The 18431-nt window shown below is 38.5% G+C and carries 16 protein-coding genes; 7 read left to right on the plus strand and 9 right to left on the minus strand.

The window, feature by feature from the left end; genetic code table 11:
- Nucleotides 1-3: 3 nt before the first annotated feature.
- Complete coding sequence (locus CH377_RS13660) at nt 4-453, minus strand: SRPBCC domain-containing protein (protein WP_100724335.1); 450 nt, start codon at nt 451-453, stop codon at nt 4-6.
- A 66-nt stretch (nt 454-519) separates the two neighbouring features.
- Here CH377_RS13660 and CH377_RS13665 point away from each other — a divergent pair, with 66 nt between their 5' ends.
- The 5 genes from CH377_RS13665 (at nt 520) to CH377_RS13685 (ending at nt 8867) form a co-directional block, all read left to right on the plus strand.
- Nucleotides 520-2604, plus strand: coding sequence for a 7TM diverse intracellular signaling domain-containing protein (locus tag CH377_RS13665; RefSeq protein ID WP_100724336.1), 2085 nt, complete (start codon nt 520-522; stop codon nt 2602-2604).
- 49 nt (nt 2605-2653) lie between these two features.
- Entirely contained in the window at nt 2654-4792 is a 2139-nt protein-coding gene (locus tag CH377_RS13670) for a 7TM diverse intracellular signaling domain-containing protein (protein ID WP_100724337.1), read from the plus strand.
- Between the two features lie 75 nt (nt 4793-4867).
- Nucleotides 4868-6169 (plus strand): cyclic nucleotide-binding domain-containing protein, encoded by a 1302-nt coding sequence (locus CH377_RS13675; protein WP_100724338.1) that lies wholly within the window; start codon nt 4868-4870, stop codon nt 6167-6169.
- Between the two features lie 91 nt (nt 6170-6260).
- The gene (locus CH377_RS13680; protein ID WP_100724339.1) at nt 6261-6701 is read left to right on the plus strand and encodes a DUF1761 domain-containing protein; all 441 of its coding nucleotides are present in this window, start codon (nt 6261-6263) and stop codon (nt 6699-6701) included.
- 111 nt (nt 6702-6812) lie between these two features.
- On the plus strand, nt 6813-8867 hold the full coding sequence (locus CH377_RS13685) for a sensor histidine kinase (protein ID WP_100724340.1): 2055 nt from the start codon (nt 6813-6815) through the stop codon (nt 8865-8867).
- Here the strand turns inward: CH377_RS13685 and CH377_RS13690 are convergent.
- The 3 genes from CH377_RS13690 to CH377_RS13700 form a co-directional block, all read right to left on the minus strand.
- The gene (locus CH377_RS13690; RefSeq protein ID WP_243402054.1) at nt 8859-10319 is read right to left on the minus strand and encodes a di-heme oxidoreductase family protein; all 1461 of its coding nucleotides are present in this window, start codon (nt 10317-10319) and stop codon (nt 8859-8861) included. The two genes, CH377_RS13685 and CH377_RS13690, sit on opposite strands and share 9 nt — an antisense overlap.
- 5 nt (nt 10320-10324) lie before the next feature.
- The gene (locus CH377_RS13695; RefSeq protein WP_100724341.1) at nt 10325-11812 is read right to left on the minus strand and encodes an RCC1 domain-containing protein; all 1488 of its coding nucleotides are present in this window, start codon (nt 11810-11812) and stop codon (nt 10325-10327) included.
- A 125-nt stretch (nt 11813-11937) separates the two neighbouring features.
- Nucleotides 11938-12525: a YdeI/OmpD-associated family protein gene (locus tag CH377_RS13700; protein WP_100724342.1), complete on the minus strand. Its 588-nt coding sequence runs from the start codon at nt 12523-12525 to the stop codon at nt 11938-11940.
- A 68-nt stretch (nt 12526-12593) separates the two neighbouring features.
- Between CH377_RS13700 and CH377_RS13705 the strand changes: the two genes are divergently transcribed.
- Both CH377_RS13705 and CH377_RS13710 read left to right on the plus strand, forming a co-directional pair.
- Complete coding sequence (locus CH377_RS13705; RefSeq protein ID WP_100724343.1) at nt 12594-13613, plus strand: MBL fold metallo-hydrolase; 1020 nt, start codon at nt 12594-12596, stop codon at nt 13611-13613.
- 36 nt (nt 13614-13649) lie between these two features.
- Entirely contained in the window at nt 13650-14699 is a 1050-nt protein-coding gene (locus tag CH377_RS13710; protein ID WP_100724344.1) for a questin oxidase family protein, read from the plus strand.
- Here the strand turns inward: CH377_RS13710 and CH377_RS13715 are convergent.
- The 5 genes from CH377_RS13715 to CH377_RS13735 form a co-directional block, all read right to left on the minus strand.
- Nucleotides 14696-15295 (minus strand): alpha-ketoglutarate-dependent dioxygenase AlkB family protein, encoded by a 600-nt coding sequence (locus CH377_RS13715; protein WP_100724345.1) that lies wholly within the window; start codon nt 15293-15295, stop codon nt 14696-14698. The two genes, CH377_RS13710 and CH377_RS13715, sit on opposite strands and share 4 nt — an antisense overlap.
- Nucleotides 15282-15485 carry an Ada metal-binding domain-containing protein gene (locus CH377_RS13720; protein ID WP_207797617.1) on the minus strand — a complete coding sequence of 68 codons (204 nt, stop codon included), beginning with the start codon at nt 15483-15485 and terminating at the stop codon, nt 15282-15284. The genes CH377_RS13715 and CH377_RS13720 overlap by 14 nt, the downstream gene beginning before the upstream one ends.
- 41 nt (nt 15486-15526) lie before the next feature.
- Complete coding sequence (locus tag CH377_RS13725) at nt 15527-16231, minus strand: 2OG-Fe(II) oxygenase (RefSeq protein WP_100724347.1); 705 nt, start codon at nt 16229-16231, stop codon at nt 15527-15529.
- Between the two features lie 238 nt (nt 16232-16469).
- Nucleotides 16470-17309, minus strand: a complete 840-nt coding sequence (gene lp30 / locus CH377_RS13730) for a plasminogen-binding receptor Lp30 (RefSeq protein WP_100724348.1) — start codon at nt 17307-17309, stop codon at nt 16470-16472.
- A gap of 146 nt (nt 17310-17455) precedes the next feature.
- Nucleotides 17456-18316 carry a bifunctional helix-turn-helix domain-containing protein/methylated-DNA--[protein]-cysteine S-methyltransferase gene (locus tag CH377_RS13735; protein WP_100724349.1) on the minus strand — a complete coding sequence of 287 codons (861 nt, stop codon included), beginning with the start codon at nt 18314-18316 and terminating at the stop codon, nt 17456-17458.
- Between the last annotated feature and the right edge of the window lie 115 nt (nt 18317-18431).

Consider the following 18431-nt stretch of genomic DNA (forward strand, 5'->3'; position numbering starts at 1 on the left):
AAATTAGAAATTATCTTCGCTTAACTCTTTTAATTTTTGATTCATTTTTATATGTGAATTACGCACTGCGGTTTGGATATGCGAACTAAATACATTAGGCATAATTCCGGTTAAGATCGCAGTGTGACTGAATTTGGTGCGACCGGGAGTTATCTTTTCGAAAGTGAAACGATGATCTCCGGCAAACATGTATTTGAAAAAGAGCGGAAAGGCACCTTTCCAGGATATGGATTTAGAATTGGCGAGTTCGTATATCAATGCCTTGGTGGGCAGATACACTCCCGTAAAATAATAATCGAAAACAATAATCGTTCCGTCTTGCACCGGTTTGCCGAGAATCCTTTTTAAGAATGGGTTCCAGGAAGGAAACTTGGAGAAGTCGGTAAAAATACTCCAAATTTTTTCAGGGGATGCCTGGATTTCTATCGAGGTGACGATTGTTTGAGGATTCATTCGTCACATATCTGATGTTCTATCTGAAAAATGTCTATCTAATAAATGTTTAAAATTTGGTAATTTATGAATTGTAAAAGTTTTATTCTCTATATCGTTAGCACTGCGTTATTCGCAAGTTCTTCTTTATCTGCAGAAGATAAGATCCACGTTAGCAAAGATATCGAAAGATTACCTTTAGGTAAGTCAGTCTATTATCTGGAAGATCCGGAAAGGAAATTAACATTCGAAGATGTTTCTAAGCCAGATGTAGAATCGAAATTTATAAAATCCGATCAGGATTCTTTGGATTTTGGGCAATTGAATTATAATTACTGGTTTCGTCTAACTTTCGAAAATGATACTCCTGAATCCGTTTCTAAACTTGTAGAAATCAATTACAGTAATATAGACATAGTTCAATTCTATAAACCGAATATAGATGGGGTTTATTCGAAGGAAGAAAGCGGGATGCTTTTTCCTTTTTCTGCCAGAAGTTTTAAGAATAGAAACTTCGTTTATCAGATAGATTTGGCGCCTGGGCAACAAAAAACTTATTATCTAATGACCTGGACCAGTGGTGGTCTAAAAGTCCCTCTGACCTTATGGGATAAGGAAAATTTTGTACAGTACAACGCCGATGTTCAGCATGGATTAGGTTTATATTATGGAGTCATGGTTGTTATGATTCTTTATAATATATTCATTTTCTTCTCCGTTCGAGACGTAAGCTATTTTTATTATGTAAGTTATATATTAGGGTTTTTAGGAATCCAGTTAGTTCTTACTGGCCACGGATTTCAGTATCTTTGGCCTGACTTTCCGTTCTTACAAAGGAATTTCTACGTTATCTTCACCGGAATCTGTATGGCGGCGGTTTTACTTTTTACCAAAAGATTCTTAAACACAAAGCAGAATGTTCCGGCTTGGTTAGATAAATCTATGAAGGTGATGATTGTAGCTCATGGTCTTCTTTTGTTTACTCCATTGGTTTTGCCTCCTGAAATTACGGTAAAGTTGGCATTGGTCCTTACCATTCCTGTTCTTATCTTTATTCCGATCGCAACAGTAATTAGTTTCCTCAAAAAATTCAGACCTGCACGTTATTTTCTCTTGGCATTTACCGTTCTTACCGTTTCGGGAACTGTTGTGGTTTTGGGATTTATGAATGTCATAGGGTCTTCTTTCCTTACCGAATACGGATTATATCTTGGCTCTACGATGGAAGTTATTCTTCTTTCCATCGCCTTGGCAGACCGTATCAATATTATGAAAAAGGAAAAAGAAGAAGCCCAGGCAAAAACTTTGGAAATGCAAAAGATACTCACGGAGTCTTACGCTCGATTTGTTCCAAAAGACTTTTTGGCAAATTTAGGAAAAGACTCCATCTTGGATGTGAGGCTTGGTGACCAGATCCAGAAAGAGATGGCAGTTCTTTTCAGCGATATTCGGTCGTTTACCACATTATCAGAACAGATGACTCCTGCTGAGAATTTCAACTTTATCAATTCTTACTTAAGCAGGATGAGTCCGATTATCCAACGACATAACGGATTTATAGATAAGTTTATCGGCGACGCAATCATGGCTCTATTTCAAAGAAACGTAATAGATGCGGTTTCCGCCGGCGTGGAAATGCAAAGGTATTTGAAAGAATACAACGAACACAGAAATCGCCAAGGATATATTCCTATTCAGATTGGAGTCGGTATACATTCAGGATCTCTGATGCTTGGGACAATTGGAGCGGAAGAAAGGTTAGAAGGTACTGTAATTTCAGACACAGTCAACCTTGCTTCTAGGATCGAAAGTCTCACTAAAGTATACGGTTCTAGAATTGCAGTCAGCGAAAGTACGATTGAAGAAGTTAAAAAAGACGGTAAATTCCATTTCCGCTTCTTGGATCGAGTAAAAGTAAAAGGTAAACAAAGGCCAGTTTCCGTTTATGAAGTGTTCGATGGGGACGAGCCTCAACACCAGGATCTGAAACTTAAAACCAAAGAATCCTATGAAAAAGGTGTGAAGGCATTTTATTCTAACTCATTCGAGGAGGCAAAACAACAGTTTGAGAATGTAATCTCAATCTTCCCGGATGATAAGGCTACCCAACTTTACTTAAAACGTTTGTACCCTGTAACCCATGATCGGAAGTTAGAAGAAGTAGAAGAATAACCTGTGCCGAACGGCATCCGGTAATGATAAATCATCCGCTATTGGGAACGTGAAAAGGCTATTTTATTCTTTCCTAAAGAAGGGAGGAGTAAAATATTCCTACAAACGTATTCCAATGTACCTAGTCAGGGTTTTCGTTCTAATTTTATGTTTTTCGGCCTCGTCTTTGTTTTCGGAGGAGGCCATTCCTTTATCTTCCCAAGTAGAACGCAAAAGAATTAGTACTGAGGTCTATTTTTTAGAAGATCCTAATAAAGGTCTTGGAATTGAGAAGGTCTCTTCGCAAGAGTATTCCGGAAAATTCAAAAAATCGGATATGGATCCTTTAAATTTCGGACAGACTAACTTCGATTATTGGATCAGGATTACCCTTAAAAACCCAGAAAAGACACAGATCCGAAAAATTTTAGAAATAGATTATACGAATATTGATCGAGTGGACTTTTTTGCCGAGGACATATCCGGCAAACAGGAGTTAGTCAATTCGAGTGGGATGGCTTTTCCTTATCCTGTTAGAAAAGTAAATCACAGAAATTTTATCTACACTTTGGATTTTAAACCGGAGCAGATCCGTACTTTTTATCTGAAGTTGAACACTAGCGGTGGTTTGGTTTTTCCGCTGATCGTATGGAACCCAGAGACATTCTATCATCATAATGCCGATATTCATTTAGGCCTTGGATTGTATTACGGGATCATGTGTGTGATGATCCTTTATCATTTATTGATATTCTTATCCACTCGAGATATCAGTTATCTTTTCTTTGTGACCAATATTTTCGGATTTTTTGGGATACAATTGGTACTTACCGGACATGGTTTCCAATATTTATGGTCAGAACATCCGGATCTACAGAGGAATTTGTACGTAGTTTTTACTGGTATATGTATGTCCTCTTTGGTTTTGTTCGCCCAAAAGTTTTTAAATACTGAAGAGAATATAAATCGTAATCTGAATTATTCTCTTCATTTAACTTGGGTGCTTCATGCTTTTCTAATATTTACTCCTCTGTTTTTACCTCCTGAATTTACCGTAAAAGTAAGTCTGGCTTTAAGTATCCTTGCTCCTTCTTTGGTTTTGATTGCTGCATCTATTTGCTTTTTCAAAAATTATAGACCGGCTAGATACTTTCTATTGGCGTTTAGCTTTTTATGTATCTCTGGAATGTTTGTGGTTTTGAAATTCGCGAACTTGGTTGGGGTATCCAATTGGGCGGACGATGGATTGTATATAGGCTCTTCTATGTCCGCACTGATATTTTCATTTGCGTTGGCAGATAAGATCAATATTCTCAAAAAAGAAAAAGAAGATGCACAACGCAAGATTTTCGAAGCACAAAAAGAAAATCTGGAAATGCAGAAAACCCTGAACGACTCTTTGGAGACCTTGGTAATCGAAAGGACCAAGACGATAGAAGAGCAAAAACTGGATATTGAAGCTAAGGCAAAATTGATCGAGAAAGACCTTGCTATAGCCGGAAAAATCCAATTTTCACTTCTTCCTTCCGTTCTTCCAAAAACACATAATGTAAGAATCGCATATAGATGTATTCCGATGTTGCACGTAGGCGGTGACTTTGTAGATCTCATCTCCGACAGAACTGGTAGAGCTCTCGGAGTATTTATCTGCGATGTAACTGGACATGGGACGGGAGCTGCTATGGTTGCTGCAATGGTCAAGATGGCTCTTGCGGATTGGTCCGATTATTTAAGTGATCCAGGTTACATGCTTGCAAAAATGAGAGCCCAGCTTATGGGAAAACTGAATGGAAACTTTGTGACAGCTACTATGATCACATTCTATCCAGAATCAGGAAGGATTTTAATTGCGAATGCAGGTCATCCGGAAGCGATATTGATACGTAAATCTAATGGAAAACATGAGACCTATCGTCCTTCTGGAATTGCGATCAATGAGTTCTTATCCACTCCAAATTACCAAACCTTAAAGACTGAATTGACTAAAGGTGATAAACTCATTCTATACACCGATGGTCTTCCGGAAGCAAGATCCAGAGAAGGAGACTTTTACGGAGATGATAGATTTTTAGATCTGCTCAAAAATTTCTCTGAATTAGAACCGGAACTTTTTTGCAACTCAGTGATCGGTAAGATCCAACATTTCACACAAGAAGAACAAAGTTCTCATGACGATATGGCAATGGTTGTTCTAGAATATCTAGGATAATCAGTTTTTCATACGCAACGCTGTAGAAAGCCCTCTACTTAATCCGATATTTAAGTCAGCTTCTTAGGCCAAGTTATGATAAGCTCGAATAATCGCTTTAGAGTATATTGGGATTTACTTGTATTCGTTTGTATATTTTGGGCTTCCTTAGAATCACCTCTTAGGATCGTTATTTCTTACGATCAGGATCTCCTTCTTACCGGTATTTACTTCTTTATAGATTCGGTCTTCGCGTTAGATATCATTTGGAATTGTATCACTCCTGAATATAAGGAGGGTAAATGGGTGGTGCTGAGGTCCGAAGTGATCCGAGGTTATCTAAAATCCTGGTTTATTATAGATCTGATTGCGGCAGTTCCTTTCGAATATGCCACCCTTAAAATTTTCGGCCTACAACAATCCCAATATCCTTATCTTTATCTCATTTTGGGAGTTACCCGGATCTTAAAAGTATTTAGAATTTCGGATATACTTCATCGGATCAATCTGGCCTTTCAACCAACGCCAGGGATCTTAAGACTAGTACTTTTTGCCTTTTGGGTCACATTAGTTGCTCATTGGTGCGCTGTTGGCTGGTTGTATATGGATGATCTTCAGGATTATCAAACAGGTCAGTCAGAATATATCAGGGCCTTATATTGGACCGTGACTACTATTGCCACCGTGGGTTACGGGGACATTACCCCTTCTACCGATTTACAAAGAATATATACAATATTCGTAATGATGTTAGGGGCGGGTGTTTATGCTACTGTTATCGGTAATATCGCAAGTATATTAGGAAATCTTGATCTCGCTAAAGCCGCACAAATGAAGAAAATGGCGCAAGTGGATTCTTTCTTGAAAGCAAGGAGTATTCCGCCGAATATGCGCAGAAGAGTGAGAGATTATTATATGTATATCATAGATAGAGGATGGGGAGAAGACGAAAGTGTACTTTTGAACGACCTACCTCTATCTTTAAGAAAAGAAGTGAAAATACAATTGCATCGGAGTTTATTAGAGAAGGTCCCTTTTTTAAAAGGTGCCGATCCTGCTTTGGTGTCGAGTCTTGTTTTTTCTTTAAAACCTACGATCTTTTTGAAAGGAGATACAGTTTTTAAAAGAGGAGAGAAGGGTGATGGTCTTTACATTCTAAGCGAAGGCTCTGTGGATATATTAGGTCCTGATGATAAAACTGTTTTGTTGAACTTACAAGAAGGACAGTTTTTCGGAGAATTAGCATTGGTGACAGAGGAACCAAGGTCCGCAACAGTTCGGGCTAGTAACACTTGTGAAATTTATACTTTAAGTAAATCGGACTTCGATCATTCTTTAGAAAGATTTTCAGAATTCAGATCCGCTATAGAAGAATCTGTTGCTAATTTAAAAAAATAATCGTTCAAATTCCTTTTCATAGATCGATCCCGAAATTACTTGACCGACTCATAAATTCTGCTAAAAAGCTCGGGCGGAAACAGGAGATTTTATGTTACCGGTAATACCGTTAAATTATTTAGCAATTTTGGTTGGAGTTCTTGCAAACGTAGTGATCGGATTTCTTTGGTTCGGCCCGATCTTCGGTAAGGTTTGGGCAAAAGAAATGGGTTATGAAAATATGGAGCCCGATACTAAGGCGATGTTGAAATCCATGGGTCTCATGGTCATCGGTTCTTTTTTAACAGCTTATGTTTTAGCTCATAGTTTATTTGTTTGGAAACCTTCTTCTTGGAATCTTCCTGGAGATGGACCTGCTTGGATGTATGGAGCCTATGCTGCATTCTATACTTGGCTAGGTTTTTATATACCGATGCTTTTAGGTTCTGTTGCTTGGGAATCAAAATCCTGGAAATTGTTTTTTATCAACGCCGGATACAATTTGGTTTCTTTGGCAGCTATCGGTCTCATCCTCGCTGTTTGGCCTGCTTAATAAAAAGAACCACATTCCTAATTTATAAAAAAGGGATTCCAAATCGGAATCCCTTCTAATATCCTAAGCTAAAACCAGAAATTTGTTTCCGAAGGAAGTCCGGAAGTTCTCTTGAAAAGTAAGCATAACGTATTAATTTTTATTCCTTCGTTGATTGGGGCTTTAGTTCTGTTCGGCTGGCTATTGGACATTGAGATCTTAAAACGACCTAGGGATACTATGGTTGCGATGAATCCGATGTCAGCAGTTTCCTTTGTATTTATCGGATTAGCACTTTATCTCAACCTAAATCACTCGGATTTAAATAAATCCCGAATTGCGATTCGTTTGATCGCGTTATTCGTTCTTTCAATTGGCCTTACTAAATTATATTCGATTATCAGTGGATTTGATCTTGGAATGGATAAGGTCCTTTTTTCAGATAAGATAGCAAAAGATATCATAAAAGGTATTCCAAACAGAATGGCTCCGAATACTGCGTTCGATTTTGTAGTGCTTGGTTTTGCAGTTTTTTTGAGTTCCTATCGAAAGGAAGTTTTAAGTTCTATTTCTAATTATTTATGCATTTTGGTACTTTTGATAGGACTATTTTCGGTTATAGGTTATGTATACCAGGTACAGGAATTTTACGGAATTCTTTCCTATATTCCTATGGCAATTCACACAGCCATTAGTTTTATTTTCTGTTCTTTTGCTCTTCTTTTGATCAACGGTCATTTCGGATTTATGAGAGTGTTTACGAGTAAAAGTTCCGGAGGGATCTTAGCTCGGGTTCTAATTCCGTTTTTGATCATTGTCCCTGTTTTGTTCGGTTATATTCGTATTTATCTGAACAGATTGAATCCAGTTAGCTTGGAACTCGGAGTAGGATTCCTGATGACAGGGATCATACTTACTTTTTTTATCCTGGTTTGGTTCGTTGCTACTCAATTAGAAAAATCCGATATAGCAAGAACGGACGCGGAAAGGAAACTTTCGGAATTGAATCATGAATTGGAGATATTGGTCAGTTCTAAAACCATGGATCTATTTAAAAGTGAGAATAGGTTTAGGACTATTTTAGAACAATTTCCTTATCCTGTACTGACTTATGATCCTCAAGGAGTTTGTACAGGAACAAATTTTGCCTGGGAAGAAATGTGGAATACCAGAAGAGATGTATTAGTCGATTATAATATATTAAAAGATCCTCAGATAAAGGAAGCCGGATTTTTTCCTTTTGTAGAAAAGGCATTTGGTGGGGAACCGGCAATTTCAGAACCTTTCCCTTATGATCCGAAACTAATTGGAAGTTCGGGAAGGAATCGTTGGTTGCAGATGGTGCTTTATCCGGTTAAAAATACCGCAGGTAATATCTTAGAAGTGATCGTAGTTCACCAAGACATTACTGCAAGTAAAGAAGCGGAGAATGAGATCCGCTTACTGAATAATGAATTAGAGGAAAGAGTAAAGGTCCGCACAGAACAATTAGTTTTGGCGAATAAGGAATTAGAATCCTTCTCCTATTCTATCTCGCACGACTTAAGGGCGCCTATCCGAGGGATCAGCGGTTTTACTCAGATCTTGATGGAAGATTATGGAGTGAATTTTGACGCGGAAGGAAAAAGGATAATAGGCAAAATTATAGAGAATGCCAAGCAGATGGGCCAGCTAGTGGATGATCTTTTGGAATTCTCCAGGTTAGGAAGAACTGAACTCGCCGAAAGAGAAATTTCAATGAAAGAATTGGCTACAACAGTATATAAAGAATTAATAAACTTAGAATCTGGAAGAGAGATCCGTTTTGAGATAAAAGATATTCCTAATGTTAGAGCGGACCAACCTGCGGTTCGCCAACTTTGGGTGAACTTGATCTCAAATGCGATCAAATATACTAAAAAAGCAGAAGCCCCTCTTATCCAAATTGGTTTTATAGAATCAAAAGAAGGAACCGTCTTTTATGTAAAAGACAATGGTGCTGGTTTCAATATGCAGTATTATCATAAATTATTCGGGGTCTTCCAGAGATTACATTCAAATGCGGACTTTGAAGGTACAGGAGTTGGTCTTGCAATTGTCAAAAGGATTGCTTCTCGTCACGGAGGTAATGTTTGGGCAGAGTCTAAAGAAGGAGAGGGTGCTACTTTCTATTTCACCCTCCCAGGACAAGATTCTAAATTAAAGTGATTCCAAAAATCTGACTAGTTGATCTCTTTGAGAGGAAGAAAGTCCCAATACATATTGTTTACTTCTCTCTGCTTCTCCCCCATGCCATAGGACTGCTTCCATAAAATTTTCCGCTCTTCCATCATGCAATAATTGTAATGTACCATTTACCTTGAAGACGAGTCCTATTCCCCAGAGAGGAGGAGTTCTCCATTCTTTTCCGGAGGCTAAATGATCCGGTCTGCCGTCCTTAAGACCTTCTCCCATATCATGCAATAAAAGATCCGTATATGGTCGGATGATTTGTCCCGATATTTCAGGGGCGCCGGAAATATTACCAGTTAGTAATTTAGGAATATGGCAAGAATTACATCCGGCTTGAAAGAAGATCTTTTTACCTGCAATAGTTTCGGAAGAAGAAGGTGACCTTCTCGCAGGAACCGCGATCAGCCTCATATACTTTTCCATCATATCTATTTTTGCTGAATTCAGCTCAGGTAAGGTGCCATGAGGAGAAGAATCGCATGCGGTTTGAGCGGATGTACAATTTTTAAAAGGAAAAAGAGGACTGCTCACTCCTATATCTTCTAAAAATGCGCGAGAACCTTGTTGTTTCAAATTAGGTTCATTTGCTTTCCAGCCGAATCTGCCTATCTTGTTGGTTCCTGTTGTGATGTCCCGGACCGAATTGACTCTTCCGGAGATTCCATCTAAATTGGAATCATATTCATCTTGTAAAGATAACAAAGTTTCATCGGAGATTGCTTCTAATAACCCCATTCCGATTACCTTGGAAGTATTTCTGAGCGAATATATTTCTCCTTCGGAGGCCAAAGGTCCGTAATTTAAGTTGGAAAATTCTACTTTAGGCTTCCTTAATGTATAGGGAGTCCCATCTTTAAAAACTCCTTCGATTTGAGAATATGAAACGGATACCTTTCCTTCTGCAGGAACACCGCCCAGAGAGAATGGTTGGAATTGTCCTCCATAATTCGGATCATTGCTGAGTCTTACCAATGCAGTTAACATAGTCTCTGTCGGGCCAGAAGGAACTTTTCCTATTCCATTCCCTACATGGCATGCTAAACAGGAGTTTGCATTGAATAAAGGTCCGAGACCCCTTCTATCTATTTGTCCTGAGCTTGAATTCTCCCAAGGAACTTCAAAGACGGATTGTCCCACAGTAAAATCTGAAATTTTATCCAAAGGAAGTCCGGGTGCAAATTGTAAGTAGGCCTTGGAAGTAAAATCGTAAGAGGTCATACCTTGACCTCCAGACAATTCTTCTCCTTCTTCATATTCCCAGGAATCTGTTTGGTTCCCGGAAGCGGAAACCAAATAGATCTCTGAAAATCCACAGGCCAGATCTTGAGGGCTACATTTCCCATTTCCAAAAACTTGTTTTCCGATTTCGGAACATCCTATTAAGGAAATAGAAAATAGTAATATGGATCTTTTTATATTAAATGACACTATTCTTATGGAAATGTTAAAGCAACCGGAGTTTTGGCCGCCCAAGAATCTTGCAAATCAGACCTACCTAAAGAACCTCTAAAATTCCAACCCCAACCATAAACGGAACTGTCAGGCAATAATACAAAACCGTGAAGTGCACCTATTCCTAAGCTGGATCCTTTGGCAATTCCGACTACGCTTAAGTTTGGTTCGGTGACCTTAGTAGCGGCATCCGGGTTTCCTAGATTACCTTGTCCGTTTTCTCCCCAGCCTTGGATACTTCCGTCGGAGAGTAGGGCAAAACTTTGGGTCCCACCGGCGAACACTCGGATCGCATTTGTTATATTATTTACTTGTAATGGAGAATTTTTAGGACTGTCTTGGTTTCCTAAACCTAACTGACCGCTTGCATTTAATCCCCAAGCAAAAACTGTTCCGTCGCTTTTTAATGCGAGGATATGATCTCTCCCGTTTGCGATATGTTTTACACCAGTGAGTCCCGGAACCTTTGCAGGAGTTGAGGTAATTGCAGTACCAGTGGAAGTAGTTCCATTCCCTAAATTCCCGTACTGATTTCTTCCCCAAACATAAACATCACCATTTGAATTTAGAGCAGCTGAATGTTGAGAACCCGCAATTACTTGGATGATATTAGTAAGCCCAACCACGGTTACAGGATTGGAAGAGACTGTTGTAGTAGTAATTGCTGGATCTGCATTTCCTAACTGGCCCACATTATTCTGTCCGAATGAGACTACTGTTCCGTCGGACTTAAGGATTACTGCATGATTAAAACCGAATGCTCCCATAACAGCGTCTGTGATTCCGGGAACTTCTGTAGGAGGTGTTTGTGAGGCGGGATTTCCTGCGGTTCCGACTGCAGGTTCAGTTGTGTTTCCAAGTCCTAATTGCCCTTGAGCATTTGCTCCCCAAGTATACACTTTTCCATCGTCTTTGATCGCTAATGAATTGTTTTGGTTAAATGAAATGCTTACTATCCCTGAGATGGAAGTGAGTTTTACAATATTCGGATTGCTTATATCTCCTTCTGAGAATCCGGTTCCTAGTTGGCCTTTATTATTCCTTCCGCAAGTATAAACGGATCCATCTATTATAAATCCTGAATGTGATCCTCCCGCTGTTAGTTTGTTTCCAAAATAGAAGGAGACGGATTTTTCTAGTACGTTACCTTCTTCATTTGTTAAAACCACTTTGAGCGTGTTTTGACCTCTTTTTGGTTTAAGGCTCGGTACTTGGAACTCAGTGTTTTCGCCTTCTACTTCCGTTTCCTTGCTTTCATTCAGAAAGACTTCGTAGGTCCCGGAGCTTGCGCTTCCGATCCCCAGGTCGAACTGGTAAACGGATAAAATCTCTCCTTCGGATGGGGAGGTTATCTCGAAATGGGGGCTAATTGTGGAGGTAGTTCCGCCTAAAAGCCCCATTGGGGTTTTGGAGGAGGAGTTGGAGCAGGTCCAAAGGAATAGAAAAACTAGGGGTAATAGGCGTTTCATGGCTTTCTCTCTAGATAATGAATCTAAGTCTCAATATCAAAATTACCAAAATCGAAAGAATCCACTTTTGGTCAAACCATTAAAAATAGGAATTTTCGAGCAGAGGTATGTGAGAAAGAGGAAGGTTAGGTTTTAGGCTCCTTCTTCTTCCAATTGAGAACATCTATCTTTTTTTGGGATTGGGAGTCTGAGATGAGGATATCCAACCTTTTAAGTCTGGTTTCTTCCTTTTTAGGGCTGATCACCCACCAAATTGAAGTTCGTTGGTAAGATGGAGCCTGGGTATTAAAGAACTCCCAGGCCTTTTTATTTTTCTGGAATTGTTTTTTATAATTAGAAGGTAGTTCTATCTTATTCTGCTCGAATGAATATTGCGCGGTCTTTTTCCTTTCGGAATGAAAGGCTTGTAGGCCGGATTCTAGGACTAAACCTTCCTGGATCAACTCTTGGACACGTTTAATATTGACCCTGCTCCAAATACTTCCTGTTTTCCTGGGAGTAAAGCGGGCAGAATAACTCTCTTCGTCTATATTCTTTCGGATCCCATCTATCCAACCGAAACATAATGCCTGGTCTATTGCCTCTCCATAAAGAATTCCTTTTTTAGAGGACTTTACTTTATAAAAGCCTAGAAGAAGTTCCGTTTCTTTTTTATAATTTTTGGAAAGCCAGGAGCGGAATTCCTTTCCGGTCTTAAAGAACTTTGGTATCATTAGGAATTTCTACTTGGCAGAAGTTTGAAGTATATATTACTTTATGAAAGTTATTTTCGGTAGGTAGCATGAGTATAATAGGTTCAAGGTCCGGTTTTTTTAGTCTTTTGACCGCGGTCTTATTATTGCAGAATTGTCTGACTGCTTCCGCAAATATCCAGGACTATAAGGAACATTTTATAGGAAATGATCCCAAGGATCTTTCTTCAGAGATCCCAAAGGGAAAAGTAAGAGCGGTATTTTTAGGGACAAGCTCTATTTTATTGGATGATGGAGAGACCCAGATCTTGACGGATGGATTCTTTTCCAGGCCTTCTCTTTTTAGGACCATGTTCTCTAAAATTTCTTCCGATGAACAAGAGATTAAATACGTTATGCTTCTTGCGGGTATTAAACGTTTAAAAGGGATCTTAGTTTGCCATTCTCATTACGATCATTCTATGGATTCTCCGTTTATCGCTAAAGAGACCGGAGCAAAATTATACGGTTCTCTCTCTACCATCCAAATTGGAAAAGGAGGAGGATTACACGACGAACAATTGGTATTATTCCAACCTGGAAAAAAGATCCAGATAGGTAAGTTTAAGATCACCGTATTGAATTCTAAACACACTCCTCCTTTTAAAATTTTAGGAAAAACAAATGCTGCAGATCCAAATAGACCGGATTTAACGGAGGCTCTGCCTCAACCTGCTAAGGCAGAAGATTATATAGAAGGCGGGACCTATGACTTTTTGGTTGAACATGGAAAACATTCCATCTTAATAAAAGGAAGTACGAATTTTATAGAAAACGCTTGGGAAGGTCTGAAGGTAGATGTTCTCTTCTTAGGGATTGCAATGCTCGGCAAGCAGGAAGAAGAATTTAAATCGAAATATTATGAAGAGACAGTTATCAAAACTTCTCCTAAGATGGTGATCCCTGTGCATTGGGATAATTTTTTCAAACCGTTAAGCGCACCTTTGGAGCCTAATTTAAGTCTGGGAGACGATGTGAAAACTGGTATGGAATATCTGATACGTAAAACTTCCCAAGATGGAGTCCAGTTTAAGATCCTGAGAGGTTTCGAGAGCATTCTGTTATTTTAATATACTGGTTTTTAAGAATCAAGGCGGCTATGCTATATGGAAGAAGAGGATACGATGGAGAAAGTTTTAGAATATTTAGAACCTTTCGGTCCTGATCTAAAAAACGGACTCAGCAATCATGCTCCTATGGCTTGCGAGGCATTGCTCACAATGGGAAAAAGAGAAAGTATTTTCCCTTGGTTGGAAAGATATGGAAACCAATTCTTAGAAAAAAAGAAACCTAGAAACAAGATATACAGCGGTGATTGGAAAGATTTCCTCGGAATTCCAGATACATATCCCGAATGGGAAAACTTTTTTAATTCGGAGCTGGAAGAAGGTTCCTGGCAAAAAACTATCTCTGAATGGGCGGTCAAACTGGCTCCTGGAATTTGTGCGGACGCTACTCATGGAGTAATCCGTACCGGGCATGCGGTCAGAAGTTTGACTCGAAAGGAGTCAAGACGTAGGAAAAGAGAACTTGCTTCCGGACTAGCGGTTTGGGCTTCTACTTATTTGGAATTGCCTACTTCTTTTGATTCTTTGTTGGGTCTACAACCGGTAGATGCCATACAAAAAGTGGACTTTATTCCGGAAGAATCCAGGAACTTTTCCGGTACAATCGTTTCTTCCCTGCAAGGCTTGGGGGATTATGATCATTTTTCTCCCGTGATCGGATATCTAAACGTTTCTAAAAGACCTGAAGAAATTATTTCAGGTCTATCGGAAGGATTTTCCCGTGTAGTACTGAATAATGTGGAAGATAATCTATCTGCGATCGTTTTTATCCATTCTGTGACCAGTGTTTCTGCTCTCAGAAGTATATTACCTTTTCTGAATGAGCATGAAAAAAAGTCGGTATTACGATATTCCTGGCAGTCAGGAGCGGCCTTATTTTCAGCATTCGGTAAGAAGTTAAATCTGGAACTTCCTGAAAAAATAGAAAAAGAATCCAGAGAAGAGATGATAAACGGAGCAATTGAGCATGGAGATGAGCATGCGATCAAATTTACTGAAGTATGTTTGAAAGAATACGAATTCAATCCTTCTCCCGCTTACTATGCGGCGGCTAGTTTTGCTAGAAAGTTTTTGGAACCTTTGTCTTAATAACGCATTGTTCTAAACGTCAGATTTATTCTGGGTTGTTTGAGTGATTTACTTTTAGGAAGACTATGCAGCCATGATTCTTGGGCTCCTCGCATAACTAATAAACTTCCATGTTCTAAAATTAAGGAAATCTGCTCTTTTGTGGATTTATGTTTGAAGTAAAATTTTCTTTCTGCTCCAAATGATAAAGAAGCGATAGTGGAATTTTTTCCCAATGCTTTTTCATCGTCACTATGCCAGGCCATTCCTTCTTCTCCATTATTATATAAATTGAGTAAGCAGGAATTAAATTTGGTTTCAGTGATTTCTTCCGTTAAATCTTTGAGTTCTGACAGTTCTTTTGTCCAAGGTAAAGCTTTCTTGGTCGTATTCGAATATGTATATTGATAATCCGAATCTCCATACCAAGCCACTTTTCTTTTTGTTACGATATGTTTCCCGAAAATAATGGCTTCGTCATTCTTCCAAGGGATGTCTTCGAGTAGAATTTTTAGGAGATTATCTGAAGCACTCCTGGCAAGGACTGTTCCGTAATAAGTAACGGTCCCGTCATAAGGAAGTAAGTTCCGTTTCCTTTCAGATTCAAATAGTTCCATGTCGCCAAACTTTATATTTTTCTTTTAAACAATGCCCACAAGGCCGGAACCCTAAATGGATTGCTTCCTTCTCGGAGGAGAAAAAGACACGATTTTGTTTATTCATTCTTTTGCCTGATTTACAGGAAAGGGTTCCGTAAATTTTTAGTTTCATATTTCCAGCTAAACTCAATTTCCTTTTTCGGATCAAAGATCTTATTTCCTGAGGTTGAAATTCTAAATGAAGAAACATCAAGATACTGCGTAGTGAAAGATTACGCCTAGAGTATGTCTACTTCCGCTAAGAACCTCACTGACTCCATGTTTTACCTGGGATCTATAATATCCTTTTGCTCCTTTGACCGGAAAAAAATCAGTAGTGAATATGATCATGTCTCCTCTTTCCGGACGGAACACTATCGGTTTAGACTGGGCTCTTGGTCTGGATTGAGTTAATACAAATTCACCACCTTCATAGTCTTTACCTGGGCTATTTAAAAAGAACGCCAATTGGATCGGAAAATAAATATCTCCATATAAATCTTGATGAAGAGTATTAAATCCTCCTTTTCCATATTTGAGTAATAGACTTGTAGGCTGAGTTTGCCCCTTCTCTTTACATAGATCTTGAAAAGTATTCAGTTCGAGTGGAAATCTGTTTTCGATTCCCAGGTTTTCCATCCATTGATTCGCTAAAGTAGAAAGTTTAGGATAGATCTCTTTTTTGATCCTAGTGATTTGTTCTGGTTCTGGATTTTTGAAATATTTATATTCTCCGGAACCGAAACGATATTTTTCCATCACCACAGTTTTACGGAATAGATCTGATTGATCGTATGAAGAGATCCACTTCGAACAGCTCGCCTCATCCAAAACTTTCTTTTGAAGGACAGCGCCAGAAGAATTCAGATTTTCTAATAGACTATCCCAGTTTAATTTAGAAAAGTCCGGGTTCATATGAATAATGTGTTTTTTTGCCCTTTCATGGTTTTATAGTATAGGTGAGAAAAGGTAAACCCGAAACCCGATACTTGCTATTTGTAATAAATCTTATTGGAAAAATTAGAGGAGAGATTTGTTAGAAAGTATTTTGGTAAAATTTGTGCTAAATAGATCTCTTTTTTGTTTAGAATCGATTGATTATTAAGGTAATTCGGACATTTTTTGATCCGAATTACCTTCTTAAATAAATAGTCTACTTTAAAGCCTGCAATTTTTTTTCAGCTTGGGCTTTCCAGTGACCGTTTGGATATGATTGAATTAAAGTCTGATAGAATTGTTTTTCAGCACCCTTTTTATCAATCGAGTTGTCACCATAATACATTTTCTTTAAATCATTAGATTCCATACTCTTTATAAAATCATCACCTGGTTCTAGAGTAAGTGATACTTTATTACCGGAAAATATTTCCGTGATTCCTGCGGTATCATCGGGAATACCATACGGATCATCTTTTTTTGTTGGAACAACTTTGCCCATCAAGACACCGCCGAAAGTAATTTCACCGGCTTTTACTTTAATTGGAAAAGCTTTATACGATTTTGCAGGTTCGATTGGAAATTCACGTACTACTACTTTTTGGCAGTTTTGGCCGCAACTTACTTGATATGAATACGTGATGGTCGAAATTAAATATTCCTTTTTAGGATCTACGGACAAGAGTAGATAGAATGGAGATAGATAACCTGTTTTTGATTCCAAATATTGAATAGATCCTGTTTTTTCTGCGGGTACTGGTCCTTCAGTCGGATAAGGATTTAATACAAATGTGTTTGCAGCATTTTTTGAAACAATCTCGGAGAATTTTACTCCATAATTTCCCAAATCTTCAAAAACTCTTCCCGAATCCTTACTGAATAGATTGAGTAGATCCTTATGATTGGCGTTGTAAGCATAAAGCCCAAAGGCAACTACTCCGTGATTCTTTTTATCCTTATCATTGGCTGGACTATGTACTCTAATTACTTCTTGAGTACAATTTACGGAAATTGCGAAAACAACGAGTAACGCAATTCTATTAAAAAAATTTGACATACTAAATCTCCTTTTGTTAAAAAACGAAAATCTGTATTACTGGCAAGTATTTTGCGGCGAAAATTACTAATTCGATTACCGTTTCTTTAATCAGGCCTATTTAGTATATCTCAATTGGGGTACGACCTAAGAATTATATATTAAACTTAAAGATCATTCCTATTTACCATGTCTGTCTTGGCGGCTTCCCAGCCGATCATCGCAACTTTACGAGAATCTCCCCAATGATATTCTCCGAACTCTCCGGATGAACGGATGATTCTATGACAAGGGATCAGGAATGCTACAGGGTTATTGCCGATCGCAGTTCCTATAGCTCTTGTTGCGTTAGGATTTCCCATTTGTTCTCCGACTTGTCCGTATGTGGAAAGTTTTCCCATAGGAACTTTCAAAAGAGTTTCCCATACTTTCAGTTGGAAGTCAGTTCCCTTAAGGTGTAATTTAATTTTATTTAATTGGCTCCAATCATGAGTGAATATGAACAATGCGTTCTGTTGGATCATATCTACAGTCTGGTTATAGGTTGCATTCGGAAAGATGGACTTTAGTTCCTGGAATATCTTCTTCTCATTTTCGAAAAATGAAATATAACAAATTCCTTTTGGAGTAGAAGCCACAAGTAATTTTCCGAAAGGACTCTCTGCATAACTGTAGTTAATCGAAAGATCCTTTCCTCCGTTCTTGTATTCTCCAGGAGTCATTCCTTCTATATTGATAAAAAGATCATGTAATCTACCTGTTCCGGAAAGCCCGGAATCCAGAGCCGTGTCCAGCAAGGAGGGGCCATTCTCTTTTAATAAACCTTTTGCATATTCCAAGGTGATGTATTGCAAAAACTTCTTAGGACTTACTCCTGCCCAATCGGTGAACATTCTCTGGAAATGATGAGGACTGAGTTTTAATTTACCCGCCACATCTTCCAAGCTCGGTTGTGTTTTGAAATTTTTACGAAGATAGAAGATCGCATCTGCAATCCTATCGAAATCTGTGCTTTTTTGTCCTTTCATGGTTTTGAAGTATAGGCAAGAAATAGATAACTCGAAACCCGATACTTGCTATTTGTAATAGAATTATACAAATAATAAATTTTTCCTAAAAGCTTTTTTATCTTTTAAGAAAAAT

This window comes from Leptospira haakeii (assembly GCF_002812045.1).
Classification (GTDB): domain Bacteria; phylum Spirochaetota; class Leptospiria; order Leptospirales; family Leptospiraceae; genus Leptospira_B; species Leptospira_B haakeii.